This is a genomic window from Microbacterium sp. NPDC056044 (assembly GCF_042267145.1).
In the GTDB taxonomy this organism is placed as follows: domain Bacteria; phylum Actinomycetota; class Actinomycetes; order Actinomycetales; family Microbacteriaceae; genus Microbacterium.
Genome location: NZ_JBHJWZ010000001.1, coordinates 169,968 through 185,122 on the forward strand (window position 1 = coordinate 169,968; position 15,155 = coordinate 185,122).

Genomic DNA, 15,155 nt, shown 5'->3' on the forward strand with positions numbered 1-15,155 from the left:
CTCCTGATGGTCACGCAAAGAGCTGTGCGACTGAGCGACGTCGCCGCGGTGGCCGGGGTGTCGAAGGCGACGGCGTCGAAGGCGCTCAACGGCAGCCCGCTCGTCTCGGCGGCGACGATGGCGCGCGTGCGCGAAGTCGCCGACCGCCTCGACTTCCGCCCGAACGCCCTCGCGCAGTCGTTCGCCTCCGGACGCAGCCGCACCGTGGGCCTGTTGACCCACCGGGCGACGGCGACCTTCTCCCGCGCGGTCGTGATGGGGGCGATCCTCGAACTGGGCCGGCGCGAGCGCGCCGCGCTCGTCTTCGACGGCCGCATCAACGCGCATCACGAGATGACCGAGAGCATCCGCACGCTCCAGGATCGGCGCATCGACGGCCTGCTTGTGGTCGGCGCCGGGTACGGCCGTGTCACGCCGTCATTGAGCCACCAGTTCCAGGTGCCGGTGACCTACGCGTTCGCGGCGTCCGACAACCCCGAGGACTCGGTCTTCGTGCCCGACAACGAGCAGGCCGGCTACCTCGCCACGCGCCACCTGCTCGACGGCGGGCGCACGCGCATCGCGTACGTGTCCGCCGACCGCGAGGACCTCGCCGTCCGTCGCCGCGAGTCCGGGATGCGTCGTGCGCTCGACGAGGCCGGGGTCGCGCCCGTCGCGACGCTGTACGGCTCGTGGCGTCAGGAATGGGGCGAGCAGGCCGTGGGCGTTCTCCTCGATTCCGGCACCGACTTCGACGCGGTGTTCTGCGGCAACGACCACATGGGGTTCGGTGTGCTCGATGCGCTGGCAGCGCGCGGCATGCGGGTGCCGGAAGACGTCGCCGTCGTCGGCGTCGACAACTGGGAGGAGGTCATCGTCGATCAGAAGCTCCGTCGCCTCACGACGATCGACCTCGACCTCATGCGTGTCGGAGCCGTCGCTGCCGACAACGTCATCGAGCCGTCGTCCGTCGGCGGGGAGCGCTTCGTCGAGCCCCAGCTGATCAGGGGCCCGTCCAGCTGACGTCCGCTCCCTCGCCGGCAGGGCTCACAGCCCCCGTCGATTCGCGCACCACCAGTCGCGCGGGCAGCAGCGCGGTCTTCAGCGGCTCCCGCTGTCCCGGTCGCGGGGGAGTCCGCAGATCGCGGAGCAGCGTAGCCACCGCCACCTTGCCCAGTTCCCGCAGCGGAGCGGCGACGGTCGTGAGCTGCGGCGTGCAGAAGTCGGCGCCGAAGATGTTGTCGAAGCCCACCACCGACACGTCCGCGGGGATGCGGATGCCGTGGCCCGTGAGCCCGCGCATGAGCCCGATCGCCATGAGGTCGTTGTAGGCGAGCACGGCGGTGCCGGGGGAGTCCACGAACGCCTCCGCCGCGGCGAGGCCGCCCGCCTGCGTCGGGGCGAACGGACCCAGGCGTCGCGCGCGCAGCCCGAGTTCGTGCGCGGCCTCGCGCAGCGCCTGCCAGCGCACGCCGCTGGCCCACGACGCATCGGGACCGGCCAGATAGGTGATCGTGGTGTGGCCGAGTTCCGCGAGGTGCTCGACGGCCCGCCGCGTGCCGCGCGCGTTGTCGGTGGCGACGCTCGCGATGTCGCTCATCGCGCGGTTCAGTACGACGGTGGGCCGCTGCTTCGCGGCGACGCGGATCGACGAGTCCGACATGCGCGAGGTCGCGAGCACGAGCCCCTCCACCATCGGCAGCGTCCGGTCGAGCGCGCGCCGCTCGGCCTCCATGGACTCCTGCACGTCGGCGACGAGCAGCGTGTAGCCCGCCTCGGTCGCGACCTCCTCCGCGCCGCGGAGGATCTCGAAGAAGAACGGGTTCGTGACGTCCGCGACGATGACCGCGAGGAGCGACGTGCGCCCCGTCGGCAGGGCGCGCGCCAGCGGATTCGTGCGGTATCCCATCTCGGCGGCGACCTGGCGGATGCGCTCGGCTGTCTCGGCGTTCACCCGTCCGGGCCGCGCGAACGCGCGCGACACCGTCGACGGCGCCACCCCGGCGGCCGCGGCCACGTCGTAGATGGTCGGCCGCGAGCCGTCGCCCTTCGCCCGCCGGGAGTTGTCGCTCATCCCGCGCATCGTATGACGATGGCATGCCGATGGCAACCGGACGCCATCGCCCCCTAGCCATCGTCCGGAACGGCGCCATGGCCACAAATGGCAACCGGTTGACGCTCCATCGGGCCCGCTCGGATCATGGGACGATGCCCGACACGCTCGAACTCGACGACGACCGGCTGCTGCCCGTCGATCCGCAGACGCGCGCGGTCGCGCGGCACCTGTACGCCACGATCGCCGACCACCCGATCCTCTCGCCGCACGGGCACGTCGATCCTCGGCTGCTGCTCGACGACGCCCCGTTCTCCGACCCCGCCGAACTGTTCATCACGCGCGACCACTACGTCACGCGGCTGCTGCACGCCTCCGGGATCGACCTCGCCGCCCTCGGCGCGGGCACGGCGGCGCCGGTCGACCCCCGCGCGGTGTGGCGCCTGTTCGCCGAGAACTGGCATGTGTTCGCGGGGACCGCCTCGGGCTATTGGCTCTCGCACGAGTTCGCGACCCTCTTCGGTATCGACGTCGAACCGTCCGCCGAGACGGCCGATGCGATCTTCGACACCATCGCGACACGATTGACGGATGCTGCGTACCGGCCTCGTGCGCTGTTCGAACAGTTCGGCATCGAGGTGCTGGCGACGACCGACGACCCGCTCGACGACCTCGCCGCGCACGCGGCGCTCGCGCGGGACGAGAGCTGGAGCGGGCGCGTCCTGCCGACCTTCCGCCCGGATGCCTACCTCGACCCCGCCGCCCCGGGGTTCGCCGAGCGCGTCGAGCGACTGACGTCGACGCAGGGCGCCTCGGCCGACGACTTCACGGGCTACCTCGCCGCCCTCGAGGCGCGCCGCGCGTACTTCGTCGCGCGCGGCGCCGTCTCGGCCGACCACGGTGTGGTCGAGCCGTACACGGTCGACCTGCCCGACGACGAAGCCGCTCGGCTGTACCGCCAGGCGGTAGCCGGCGACCTCGACGCGGCGGGCGCGCGCGAGTTCCGCGGCAACATGCTGCTGCGCATGGCGGGAATGAGCGCGCGCGACGGGCTGGTGATGACGGTTCACCCCGGCGTGCACCGCAACCACTCGACGACGACCTTCGATCGGTTCGGCGCCGACACCGGCCACGACATCCCGCTGACCACCACCTACACCGAGAACCTGCGGCCGCTCCTCGAGAAGCACGGCCTCACGCCCGGTCTGCACATCGTGCTGTTCGCGGTCGACGAGACGGTGTATTCGCGCGAGGTCGCGCCGCTGGCCGGCTTCTATCCGAGCCTGTTCATCGGCGCGCCGTGGTGGTTCCTCGACGCTCCCGACGCGGTGCGGCGGTTCCGGTCCGCCGTGACCGAGACGGCGGGCTTCTATCGCGGCTCCGGCTTCATCGACGACACCCGGGCGTTCCTGTCCATCCCGGCGCGGCACGACATGGCGCGCCGGCTCGACGCCGGCTTCCTCGCACGCCTCGTGCGCGAAGGGCGCATCCCGCTCACGCGTGCCGAGCGCATCGCGGTCGATCTCGTCGACGCCATCCCGCGGAAGGCGTTCAAGCTGTGACCGGCGTGCCCCTCAGCCGCGCGACCGCCGCCGAGCGCAGCGGCCGCCCGTACGACCCCGCGCCCGTGCGCATCGCCCATCTCGGGCTCGGCGCCTTCCAGCGCGCGCACCAGGCCTGGTACACGGATGCGGTCGACGACGGCCGGCAGTGGGGCATCCGGGCGTTCACGGGCCGGAGCCCGCGTGCCGCCGACGAGCTCTCGGCGCAGGACGGCCTGTACACGCTCACCGAGCGCAGCCGCACCGGCGACGCCGTCACCGTGATCGGCGCGATCTCCGAGGCCGTCGACGGCGCCCGCGTCGACCGGCTCGCCGCCACGCTCGCGGCTCCCGAGACCGCGGTCGTGACCCTGACGATCACCGAGGCCGGGTACGCCCTCGCCGGCGACGGTGGTCTTGATCTCGCGAACGAGGCGGTCGCTTCCGACGTCGAGCTCCTGCGTCGCGCCCTGCAGGAACGTGACCTGAACGCGGCGCCGCGGACGGCGCTCGCCCGGCTCCTGGTCGGACTGGAAGCCCGTCGCCGCGCCGACGCCGGCGCCATCGCGATCGTCTCGTGCGACAACCTGCCCGGCAACGGTGAGCTCACACGCACCGGCCTCCTCGCACTCGCGGAGGCCGCAGCATCCATCGCCGCACACGACTACGTCGCAGAGCAGGTGGCCTTCGTCACGACCTCGGTCGACCGCATCACGCCGAAGGCGACGCCTGACGACGTCGCGGCCGTCGAGCGGTCGACGGGGTGGATCGACCGGAGCCCGGTGGCGACCGAGCCGTTCCACGACTGGGTGCTGAGCGGAGCCTTCCCCGCGGGGCGCCCGGAGTGGGAACGTGCGGGCGCGCGGTTCGTCGACGACATCGACCCGTTCGAGCGGCGCAAGCTCTGGCTGCTCAACGGCGCGCACTCGCTGCTCGCGTATGCGGGCGCGGCGCGTGGCCACGCCACCGTGGCCGAAGCGATCGGCGACGCCGCCGTGCGCGGCTGGGTCGCGCAGTTCTGGGACGAAGCGGTGCGGCACCTGCCGGCCGAAGGGCTCGACCTTCCTGCGTACCGCGAGGCGCTGCGGGAGCGGTTCGATAACGCCCGCATCCAGCACCTGCTCGCGCAGATCGGCCAGGACGGCACCACGAAGCTCCGCGTGCGCATCGCGCCGGTGCTGCTCGCCGAGCGCGCCGCCGGGCGCGACGGCGCCGGGGGAGTGATCGCGCTCGCGGCCTGGGTCGCGGCGGCACGTAGCGGCCGGCTGCCCGCCGACCGCGTCGGCCCGGCTCTTCCCGACGCCGTCGCACGGGGAGGGGAGGCGGCGATCGTCGCCCTTCTGACGCTCATCGACCCGCGTCTCGTCGACGAACCGGCACTGGTGCGTGCCGTGTCGCGCGCCGCCGAGCAGTTCGCCGCGCGCTGACCGCCGCCAACAAATGGCAACCGATTGCCTCCCGTTTCACCCGCTGTTCTACTGAATCTCGTACCCACCTCTGACACCGAAGGAAACCCCATGCTGAAGCCGCAGACCTCCCCGACGCGCGAACTCGTCCGCCTCGACGGACTGTGGCGGTTCGCCCTCGACACCCCTGACGTGCCGCAGCCGTGGGCGGCGGTGCTCGACACCCCGCTCGAGGCGCCGGTGCCGTCCAGCTACAACGACCTCTTCACCGACTCGGCGATCCGCGACCACGTCGGCTGGGTCTGGTATCAGCGCGACGTGCGCGTGCCGCGCGGCTGGGCGGGGGAGCGCATCGTCGTGCGCGTCGACGCGGCCACCCACGAGGGCGTCGTCTACGTCGACGACACCGAGGTCGTCCGCCACGTCGGCGGGTACCTGCCGTTCGAGGCCGACATCACCGACCACGTCACCGCCGGCGGCGCCTTCCGCCTGACGATCGGCGTCAGCAACGTCCTCACGAACGAGACCCAGCCTCCGGGGCGCGTCGAGACACTCGCCGACGGCCGTCAGGTGCAGCGGTACTACCACGACTTCTACAACTACGCCGGTCTCGCGCGGTCGGTGTGGCTCGCAAGCCGGCCCGCTGTGCACGTCTCCGACATCACGGTCACGACCGACATCGACGGCGCCGACGGCATCGTCCGGTATGCCGTCGAGACTTCCGGCGCGGCGGCGGTACGCGTGACGCTGACGGATGCCGCGGCCCGGCCGGTCGCGCACGCAGACGCTGCGACGGGCGAGCTGCGCGTCGCAGACGCGACGCTGTGGCAGCCGGGTGCCGGCTACCTGTACGAACTCACGGCCGAAGCCCTCGACGGTGAGGGCGTCGTCGTGGACGAGTACCGGCTGCCGGTCGGGATCCGCACCGTCGAGGTGCGCGGGCTCGAGTTCCTCATCAACGGCGAGCCGTTCTACTTCACCGGGTTCGGCAAGCACGAAGACAGCGCGGTCCGCGGCAAGGGCCACGACGACGCGTACCTCGTGCACGACTTCGAGCTCATCGACTGGATCGGCGCGAACTCGTTCCGCACCTCGCACTACCCGTACGCCGAGGAGGTCATGGACTACGCCGACCGCCACGGCATCGTCGTGATCGACGAGACCGCCGCCGTCGGCCTGAACCTGGGGCTCATCGGCGGGCTGAGCGGGCAGAAGGGGCCGGCGACGTTCAGCCCCGACACGATCAACGACCGCGCGCAGCAGGCGCACGCCGATCACATCCGTGAGCTGATCGCGCGCGACAAGAACCACCCGAGCGTCGTGATGTGGTCGATCGCCAACGAGCCCGCGTCGAACGAGGAGGGCGCGCGCGAGTACTTCGCCCCGCTCGTCGAGGCGACGCGCGAGGCCGACCCGTCGCGCCCGGTCACCTACGTCAACGTGATGATGGCGCCCCCTGAGAAGGAGCGGGTGGCCGACCTGTTCGACGTGATCTGCCTCAACCGGTACTACGGCTGGTACGTCGACACCGGCGACCTCGCCTCGGCCGAGGCGGGACTCGAGGCCGAGCTCGAGCAGTGGCAGGAGAAGTACGCGCGCCCGCTCATCATGACCGAGTACGGCGGCGACACGATGCCGGGCCTGCACTCCGTCTGGGACCAGCCCTGGACCGAGGAGTACCAGGTCGCGCTGCTCGATCTGTTCCACCGCGTCCACGACCGCGTGCCGGCCGTGGTGGGGGAGCAGGTGTGGAACTTCGCCGACTTCCAGACGTCCGCCGGGATCTTCCGCGTCGACGGCAACAAGAAGGGCGTCTTCACGCGCGACCGCCGTCCCAAGGCCGCCGCTCACGCCCTCCGCGCGCGCTGGAGCGCCCTCCGCGACGCGGACTGAACCGAACCAGACCCCACCCGACCATCCCGGCAAGGAAGCCCATGATGACCACCGCCACCCAGACCGCCCCCCGCACGTCGGATCGCCTGCGCCCACTCAGCGTCGTCGGCTACGGCGCCGGCGACGCCGCGAACAACCTCGCGTTCACCACGGCGACGATGTTCCTGCTCGTCTACTACACCGACGTCGCCGGCATCAGCGCCGCCGCCGCGGGCACGCTGCTGCTCGTGGTGCGCGTGTTCGACGCGTTCGCCGACATCTTCGCCGGCCGCGTCGTCGACCGCACCTACAGCAAGCGGTTCGGCAAGTTCCGCCCGTTCATCCTGTTCGGGTCGCTCCCGCTCCTCCTCCTGAGCGTCGCCACCTTCTCGGTGCCGCAGATCGGCGAGACGGGCGTGTTGATTTACGCGTACCTGACCTACGCCGCGCTCGGGCTCGCGTACAGCCTGGTGAACATCCCGTTCGGGTCGCTCGCCGGCGCGATGACGCGCAACGCCGGCGAGCGGGCGAAGCTGGCCAGCGCCCGCACGATCGGCGCGATGGTCGTCGGTGCGGGGCTCGGCGTCTTCGTCGCACCGCTCCTCACGCCCGATCGCGACCTGCAGTCCCTCTTCACGTTCATGACACTCGGGTTCGTGGTCGTCGGGTTCGCGCTCTACATGTTCACGTTCTTCACCGCGAAAGAGACCGTGGTGCGCGATGTGCCGCGGGTGAGCATGCGCCAGAGCTTCGCGATCCTCAAGAGCAACCGCCCCCTGCTCATGCTGTGCCTGAGCTCGTTCGTCTTCCTCACCGGGATGCTGGCGCTCAGCACCGTGCAGCTGTACTACCTCCGCGACGTGCTCCACGCCCTCCCGATGTACGCGGTGATGTCGATCGTGCAGCTCGTCCTGACCTTCGCCGTCGCCGCGGCGGTGCCCTCGATCGTGCGCCGCTTCGGCAAGCGCGCCGGCTACATCACGGGCGGCGCGGTCATGGTCGTCGGCGGGCTGGTGGTGTTCCTCGCGCCGCCGAGCCTCGCGTGGCTGGCCTTCGGCGGACTCGTGCTGTGCCAGTTCGGCATCGTGCTCGTGAACATGCTGGTGTGGGCGCTCGAGGCCGACACCGTCGAGTACGGCGAATGGAAGACCGGCGTGCGCGCCGAGGGCATCATCTACGCGCTGTTCTCCTTCACCCGCAAGACGGGCCAGGCGGTCGGCGGCGCGCTCGCTGCCTACGCCCTGGCGATCGGCGGTTACGCCGCCGGCGCCGAGGTGCAGTCCGAGGCGGCCGAGTGGGGCATCCGCGCCGCCGCGGGCCTCCTGCCCGCCGTCGCCGCGCTCATCGCCATCGTCGTCATGTTCTTCTACCCGCTCACCGACGCCCGGCACCGGCAGCTCGTCGACGAGATCGCCGAGCGTCACGCTCACTCACCCGAAGGGACCCGGCCATGATCATCGACAAGGCTGAAGTCATCGTCACCAGCCCCGATCGCAACTTCGTCACCCTCAAACTCACGACCGCCGACGGCCTCACCGGTCTGGGTGACGCGACCCTCAACGGCCGCGAGCTCGCCGTCGTCGCCTACCTCACCGAGCACGTCGTCCCCCTCCTCATCGGCGCGGATGCCTCGAAGATCGAGGACACGTGGCAGTTCCTGTACCGCTCGGCCTACTGGCGTCGCGGCCCGGTCACCATGGCCGCGATCGCCTCGGTCGACATGGCGCTGTGGGACATCAAGGGCAAAGCGGCCGGGATGCCGGTGTACCAGCTGCTGGGCGGCGCCTCCCGCAACGGGCTCATGGCCTACGGGCACGCGTCCGGCAAGGAGCTTCCCGAGCTGTTCGACTCGATCCGTGCGTACCAGGAGCAGGGCTACAAAGCCATCCGGGTGCAGACGGGCGTGCCGACCCTGAAGGCGATCTACGGCATCGCCGCGCAGGGCGCCGACGTCGGCGACGCGACGGTCCGCTACGACCACGAGCCGGCGCGTCGCGGCGCGAAGCCCGTCGAGGAGGACTGGGACACCCGCGCCTACCTCACCCATCTGCCCGGCGTGTTCGAGGCCGTCCGCAACGAGTTCGGCCCCGACATCCCGCTGCTGCACGACGGGCACCACCGCATGACCCCGATCCAGGCGGCCCGCCTCGGCAAGGACCTGGAACCCTACGACCTGTTCTGGCTCGAGGACTGCACGCCCGCCGAGAACCAGGAGGCGCTGCGGCTCGTGCGCCAGCACACCACGACGCCGCTCGCGATCGGCGAGATCTTCAACACCATCTGGGACTTCAAGGACATCATCCGCGACCAGCTCATCGACTACGTCCGCGGTGCGGTCACGCACATGGGCGGCATCTCGCCGCTCAAGAAGACGCTCGACTACGCCGCGATGTACCAGATCAAGTCCGGCATGCACGGGCCGACCGACATCTCGCCCGTCGGCATGGCCGCCGCCATGCACCTGGGGCTCGCGATCCACAACTTCGGCATCCAGGAGTACATGAAGCACGGCGCGAAGACCGACCAGGTCTTCCAGCAGTCCTTCACGTGGACCGACGGCTACCTCCACCCGGGAGACAAGCCCGGACTCGGCGTCGACCTCGACGTCGACGAGGCCGGCAAGTACCCGTACGCCCAGGCGTACCTCCCGTACAACCGACTGCTCGACGGCACCGTCCACGACTGGTGACCCGACCCTCTGGTGCTCCGCAGCGAATCGTGGTCTGCGGGGCGCCCGGGTAGGCTGGAGGGGATGGGGAACACTCGTGCCGAAGCGGCATATCTGCGCTCGCTGGCGGCCTTCCGAACCCCCACCCTCGATCTTCTGCATCGACGGTATGCGCCCTTCGTGGTCGCCGCCCTGTCCGTCGTCTTCACAGTGGACCGCCCCGCGGTCGCCGTCGCCGACGCGCACGCCGAGATCGCCGAGATCCTCGACGAGCTGCGGGCGGCGGGCTACGACGAGGACGACCGGGCGCTGCCGTCGGGCACCGCCCGCGAGATCTGCCGGCACTGGGTGCGGGTGGGGTGGCTGGTGCCGCAGATCGACGGCGACGTCGAGGTGTACCGCCTCACCGCGCACGCGGTGAGCGCGCTCGAGATCACCGGACGCACGGGGGGCGGGCGCACGCGCGTGTCGAACTCGCGCGTGCGCACGCTGCTCGAGGCGGTCGAGCGCCTGGCCGCCGACTCCGAGACCGACCCGCAGGCGCGCATCGCACGCCTCACCGCCGAGCGCGACGCGCTGGATGCCGAGATCCTGCGGATCCAGGTCGATGGCACCGCGCCCGTCGACGACGAGCAGCTGCTCGAAGAGGCCGAGAACGTGCTGCACCTGGCCAGAGAGCTGCCGGCGGACTTCGCGCGCGTCGCCGAGTCGATCAAGGCGATGCAGCGCGACGTGGTCGCAGATCTCCGTCGTGACGTCCGCCCGACCGGCGAAGTGCTGCGCGAGTACCTCGAGCGCGGCCAGCACGTCATGCAGTCGACGCCGGAGGGTCGCGCGTTCGCCGGGGCGCTGCGCCTGCTCGGCGACCCGGAGCGCATCGACGACCTCACCGAACAGCTGCACACCGTGCTGGCCCAGCCCTTCACACGCCTCATGGATGCCGACCAGCGCGCCGAGCTCGACGCCATCGGCCGCCGTGTGGAGCTGGGCGTGCTCGAAGTGCTCACGGCCCAGCGCCGCGCCTCGCACGTGATCACCGGACAGGTGCGGACGCACGACCCGGTGCGCGACCGCCAGGTCGACGACCTGCTGCGCGACGTCATGTCGGGACTGCAGGCGTGGACCAGCAGCTCGTCGTCCGATGCCGCCGTGGAGCCGGTGCGCAGCCTGCCGATGGCGGGCGCCGGGCACCTCCGGCAGTCCGTCAGCGACATCCGGCCTCCGGGCATGCCGGCGGCGCTGGCCGGGAGCGTCGATGACGCGGAATTCATGGATGCCGACACCCGCGCCTGGGGCGGGCCCAGGTATGTCGAGCTCGAGGCGTACGTCGCGGGGCTGGGCGACGAGTTCGACCTCGGAACGGCCTTCGAGGGGACGGACGACGAGACGCGCCGGCCGGTGGACCTGCTGGGCCTCCTCGAGATCGCCCACCGCAACGGCATGAGCGAGGGCGACACCGTGTCGGTCGTCGAAGCCCTGCGTCCCGACGGCACGACCCGGCGCTTCGCGTTCGGAGCCGTGACCGCCCGCACCTCGAGAGGGAGCGATGATGACTGAAGTACCGTTCATCGACACGGTGTCGATGGAGGATGACCCCGACGAGCTCTTCCCCGGCGACCGCGGCGTGCTCGATGCCGAGGTGCGTCGCGTGCTGGTCCATGTGCTGCAGCGCCGGTTCGTCCAGGCCGACAAGCACCGTGACACGTGGAAGGTGCTGCTCGACAACCAGCAGCTGATCGAGGCGAGGCTGAACGACCTGTTCGTGCGCCTGGTGGTCGACCACGACCGCGGCGTCGCGTACAAGCAGCAGGTGCGCTCGGACGAGTTCGAGGTGCCGATCCTGCTGCGCGATTCGCCGTACAACCGCGCCGAGACGCTCGTGCTCGTCCACCTGCGCACCGTGTATCAGCGCGAGACGGCGGCCGGCGAGTCGTCGGCGCGCGTCGACATCGAGGATGTCGAGCAGACCGTGCTGAGCTACTTCGCGGAGTCCGACGGCGACACCGCGCGCCGGCAGCGTGCGATCCGCAGGGCGATGGATCGGCTCGACCGCGACGGCATCGTCGACGAGGAGTCGGCCGGGCGCTTCCGCATCAGTCCGCTGGTCGAGATCGTGCTGAGCGCCGAGAAGCTGCGCGAGCTGCGCGACTGGCTGCGGCGGCAGGAGTCGCTGCCCGACCTCGAAGACGCGGATACGGATCCGGATGCCGAAGCCGAGGTCGACACGGATGTCGACGTCGACGCGGAGATCGAGGAGCCGGTGCTGGAGGAGTCTGTCCTGTGACGATGATCGACACGCTGTTCGGGCTGATCCCGGCGGCATCGCGGGGTCAGCAGTGGCTGGCCGAAGACCTGCAGCTCGTCAACTGGGGCGGCTACGACGGTGCGCACCGCGTGCGCTTCTCGCCCACGGCGACGCTGCTGTGCGGCGGATCGGGGTCGGGCAAGTCGACGCTCATGGACGCGTACATCGCGCTCATGATGCCGCACACGACGCCGTTCAACGGCGCCTCGAACGGCGGCGTGACGGGGCGCCCGCGCGGTGACGAGCAGCGCAACATCCTGTCGTACGGCCGCGGCAAGCTCGACGAGTCCCGCACCGAGGACGGCACCAAGATGCGCGTGCTGCGCGGCGACGGCGTCGACACCTGGACCGCGGTCGCGATGACGTGGCTCGACCACGACGGGTCGAGGTTCACGGCCCTGCGGGCGTGGTACATCCCCGCCGGGGCACGTGTGCTCGAAGACACCGTGCGCGTGCGCGCGACCGCCGACGCGGACTTCGACCTGAGCTCGCTGGAGCGGGCCGTCGCCCAGCGCTTCACCGACACGTCGCTGCGGTCGGTGGGACTCGACCCGTACGGCACCGACCGGGAGTTCTCGGCGCGTCTGCACGCCGTGCTCGGCATCGGCGCGGCGGGTGCCGGGTCGAAGGCGATGAGCCTCCTCGCCCGCATCCAGGCGGGGCAGCAGATCACGACGGTCGACGATCTGTACAAGCGGCTCGTGCTCGAGGAGCCCGAGACGATGGCGACCGCCGATGCGGTGGTGGCGCATTTCGACGAGCTCGAGGGCACGCGCACGCGCATGCTCACGGCCCGCCAGCAGGTGAGTACGCTCGAGCCGCTGCGCGACCTGCGCGAGAAGATCGCCGCCGCCGCCGAGCGCGTGCGGCTGATCGACGAGATCGGGGACTTCTCGGACGCTCGCTCGCTGGCCACGCTGTGGCGCGCGGACCGGCGGCTGGAACTCCTGCGCGCCGTCGAGGGCGAGCTGCGCGACGGCAAGCACGCCGCCGATGTGGCCCTGCGCGAGAAGCGCGCACTGGCGGACGCGGCCGAGATCGAGCGCGACGGCCTGGCCGACGTGCTGCGGCAGTCGGGCGGCGACCGGCTCGAGACCGCGCAGCGTGAGCTCCGCGAGGTCGAGCGGCGCCTGTCGACGGTGCAGGTCAACCGCATCCGTTTCGAGGAGGACCTCCGCGCGCTCGAAGTCGAGGTGTCGACGCGGGCGGACTTCGACGGCCTCGTCGCTCGGGCGCGCGCGGGCCTCGCAGATGCCGACGCCAAGCGCACCGCCCGCAACGCGTTCTCGGACGCGGCCCTCGAGCTCAAGGCCGCCGAGTCCGACGTGACCGAGCTCGAGACCGAGATCCGCCGCGCCGCGGGCCGCCGCGACAACATCCCGCCGGCGCTCCACGCGTCGCGCGAGCTGCTCGCCGAAGCGGCCGGACTCGATCCCGAGGAGCTGCCCTTCGTCGGCGAGCTCGTCGAGGTGCGCACCGAGTTCGAACCGTGGCGCGAGTCGTTCAACCTCGCGCTCGGCGGCTTCGCGACGACGCTGCTCATCGACGTGGCGCACCTGGGCGCATTCCGTGCCGCGATCGATGCCGTGCGCACACCGGTGCGCCTGCGGTACGAGGGTGTGCACACGGGGCTCGACGCCAACGGGGGCCGCGACGTCGACACACTGCCCGGACGCCTCGACTACCAGGCGTCGCCGTTCACCGGGTGGCTGCAGGGCCGGCTCGACGACAACTTCGGCTTCGTGTGCGTCGACGCACCGCGCGACCTGTCGAAGCACAAGCGGGCGCTGACGATCACCGGGCAGATGTCGGACGGCAACCGCGGCGCACACGGCGGCCACGGCCGCGACAACGTGCTGGGCTTCTCGAACGAGCGCCGCCTCCACGTGCTGGCCGGACGCCTCGAGGTGGCGCGGGCGCGCGTGGAGCGTGCGACGACGGCCGCGAAGACCGCGGAAGAGGCGCTGGATGCCGTCGACGCGCGGCTCTCCGTGTACGCGAAGGTCGGCGACCTGACGTGGGAGCAGCTCGACGTCGACACGGTCACCGCGGAGCGGGATCGCTGGACCGCCGTGCAGGACGACGTGACGGCGTCCAACCCCGAGATCGCCCGACTGCAGGGGCAGATCACCGCGGCCAAGGGCAAGGCGACCAGCCTGCGCGAGGAGATCGGGCGCGCCGAAGCCGAGCGCGAGCGCATCGAGGCGCGCTGGGGCGAGGTCACCGACGACGTGGATGCCACGCAGTCGATCATCGACGCGGCCGACGACGACGATCGCACGCTCGACGACGACCAGCGCGGATTCCTTGACGCGCGGTTCACGCTGCGCGAGGCCGCGGCGGCGGCGAGCCCGTCGGTCGTGCTCACGCGGTTCGACGCGGCGCTCGCGTCGGCCGCACAGCGCCTGGAGGAGGAGCGCTCATCGGCCGTGAGCGCGCATGTCGAGCAGCGCGACGGCGTGCGCCGCATCATGACCGGATTCCTCGAGCGTTGGCCGAACCCGAACCTGCTGCCCGACCCGGACGCGTCGCTCGACGACTTCGAGGGCATCCTGGAGGCGCTCCAGGTGAGTGGTCTGCACGAGCTCGAAGCGGATTGGCGCGACAGCCTGCTGAAGCTGTCGGGCAACGACCTCACGAACCTCGACTCCACGCTGAGCCGGTCGATCCGTGAGATCCGCGAGCGCATCGAGCCGATCAACGAGATCATGCAGGATCTGCCGTTCTACGACGACGACCACCGCCTGCAGATCACGACGCGCGAGAACCAGTCCGAGACCCGCCGGCGCTTCCGCCGCGAGCTGCGCGACGTACGCGCACTCATCGAGGCCGCATCGACGGACGACGAACGCGAGGCCGTCTACCGCCGCATGTCGAAGCTGATCGGCCACATGCGCCGTTCGGCCCCCGACTTCGGCGATCTCATCGACGTGCGCAACCACGTGCGGGTGAGCGCCGAGCGTGTCGACGCAGCGACGAAGCAGCACGTCGCGCTGTACGACCACATCGGCGAGAAGTCCGGCGGCGAGTCGCAGGAGCTGATCGCGTTCATCGTCGGCGCGGCCCTGCGCTACCAGCTCGGCGACGCCGGGGCCGAGCGCCCGCGGTACGCCCCGGTGTTCATGGACGAGGCGCTCATCAAAGCCGACGCCCACTTCACCAAGCGCGCGATCGGCGCCTGGCGCGGCCTCGGCTTCCAGCTCGTGATCGGCGCCCCGAACGACAAGTACAGCGCCATCGAGCCCCACGTCGACGTCGAGTACGACATCCTCAAGGACACCCGAGGCCGCTCGTGGGCGAAGCCCAAGGTCGGTCTGCGGGAGGGGTGACG

General features: G+C 71.1%; 10 protein-coding genes. 9 read left to right on the forward strand and 1 reads right to left on the reverse strand.

Annotation, left to right across the window (positions count from 1 at the left end; all coding sequences use genetic code 11):
• The first annotated feature begins 6 nt into the window (after positions 1 to 6).
• Complete coding sequence (locus tag ACFC1I_RS00770) at positions 7 to 1,002, forward strand: LacI family DNA-binding transcriptional regulator (RefSeq protein WP_376005845.1); 996 nt, start codon at positions 7 to 9, stop codon at positions 1,000 to 1,002.
• Here ACFC1I_RS00770 and ACFC1I_RS00775 read toward each other — a convergent pair.
• Positions 983 to 2,053, reverse strand: a complete 1,071-nt coding sequence (locus ACFC1I_RS00775) for a LacI family DNA-binding transcriptional regulator (protein ID WP_376005847.1) — start codon at positions 2,051 to 2,053, stop codon at positions 983 to 985. The genes ACFC1I_RS00770 and ACFC1I_RS00775 overlap by 20 nt on opposite strands.
• A 134-nt stretch (positions 2,054 to 2,187) precedes the next feature.
• Between ACFC1I_RS00775 and uxaC the strand changes: the two genes are divergently transcribed.
• The 8 genes from uxaC to ACFC1I_RS00815 all read left to right on the forward strand — a co-directional run bounded on the left by uxaC (position 2,188) and on the right by ACFC1I_RS00815 (position 15,153).
• Complete coding sequence (gene uxaC / locus ACFC1I_RS00780) at positions 2,188 to 3,594, forward strand: glucuronate isomerase (protein ID WP_376005849.1); 1,407 nt, start codon at positions 2,188 to 2,190, stop codon at positions 3,592 to 3,594.
• Complete coding sequence (locus ACFC1I_RS00785; protein WP_376005851.1) at positions 3,591 to 5,000, forward strand: mannitol dehydrogenase family protein; 1,410 nt, start codon at positions 3,591 to 3,593, stop codon at positions 4,998 to 5,000. Before uxaC ends, ACFC1I_RS00785 begins: the two co-directional genes overlap by 4 nt.
• A 90-nt stretch (positions 5,001 to 5,090) precedes the next feature.
• Positions 5,091 to 6,872: a beta-glucuronidase gene (gene uidA / locus ACFC1I_RS00790; RefSeq protein ID WP_376005853.1), complete on the forward strand. Its 1,782-nt coding sequence runs from the start codon at positions 5,091 to 5,093 to the stop codon at positions 6,870 to 6,872.
• A gap of 44 nt (positions 6,873 to 6,916) precedes the next feature.
• On the forward strand, positions 6,917 to 8,305 hold the full coding sequence (gene uidB, locus ACFC1I_RS00795) for a glucuronide transporter (RefSeq protein ID WP_376005854.1): 1,389 nt from the start codon (positions 6,917 to 6,919) through the stop codon (positions 8,303 to 8,305).
• Positions 8,302 to 9,540 (forward strand): D-mannonate dehydratase ManD, encoded by a 1,239-nt coding sequence (gene manD, locus ACFC1I_RS00800; RefSeq protein WP_376005855.1) that lies wholly within the window; start codon positions 8,302 to 8,304, stop codon positions 9,538 to 9,540. Before uidB ends, manD begins: the two co-directional genes overlap by 4 nt.
• A gap of 63 nt (positions 9,541 to 9,603) precedes the next feature.
• Positions 9,604 to 11,076 (forward strand): DUF3375 domain-containing protein, encoded by a 1,473-nt coding sequence (locus ACFC1I_RS00805; RefSeq protein WP_376005856.1) that lies wholly within the window; start codon positions 9,604 to 9,606, stop codon positions 11,074 to 11,076.
• Entirely contained in the window at positions 11,069 to 11,803 is a 735-nt protein-coding gene (locus tag ACFC1I_RS00810; protein WP_376005858.1) for a DUF4194 domain-containing protein, read from the forward strand. Before ACFC1I_RS00805 ends, ACFC1I_RS00810 begins: the two co-directional genes overlap by 8 nt.
• Complete coding sequence (locus ACFC1I_RS00815) at positions 11,800 to 15,153, forward strand: ATP-binding protein (protein ID WP_376005860.1); 3,354 nt, start codon at positions 11,800 to 11,802, stop codon at positions 15,151 to 15,153. Before ACFC1I_RS00810 ends, ACFC1I_RS00815 begins: the two co-directional genes overlap by 4 nt.
• Positions 15,154 to 15,155: the final 2 nt, after the last annotated feature.

What these genes read in the sequence shown, in the direction of transcription:
- uxaC (WP_376005849.1), top strand. Translation starts at nt 2,188, where the DNA reads ATGCCCGACACGCTCGAACTCGACGACGACCGGCTGCTGCCCGTCGAT.
- manD (WP_376005855.1), top strand. Translation starts at nt 8,302, where the DNA reads ATGATCATCGACAAGGCTGAAGTCATCGTCACCAGCCCCGATCGCAAC.
- ACFC1I_RS00770 (WP_376005845.1), top strand. Translation starts at nt 7, where the DNA reads ATGGTCACGCAAAGAGCTGTGCGACTGAGCGACGTCGCCGCGGTGGCC.
- uidA (WP_376005853.1), top strand. Translation starts at nt 5,091, where the DNA reads ATGCTGAAGCCGCAGACCTCCCCGACGCGCGAACTCGTCCGCCTCGAC.
- uidB (WP_376005854.1), top strand. Translation starts at nt 6,917, where the DNA reads ATGACCACCGCCACCCAGACCGCCCCCCGCACGTCGGATCGCCTGCGC.
- ACFC1I_RS00775 (WP_376005847.1), bottom strand. Translation starts at nt 2,053, where the DNA reads ATGAGCGACAACTCCCGGCGGGCGAAGGGCGACGGCTCGCGGCCGACC.
- ACFC1I_RS00810 (WP_376005858.1), top strand. Translation starts at nt 11,069, where the DNA reads ATGACTGAAGTACCGTTCATCGACACGGTGTCGATGGAGGATGACCCC.
- ACFC1I_RS00805 (WP_376005856.1), top strand. Translation starts at nt 9,604, where the DNA reads ATGGGGAACACTCGTGCCGAAGCGGCATATCTGCGCTCGCTGGCGGCC.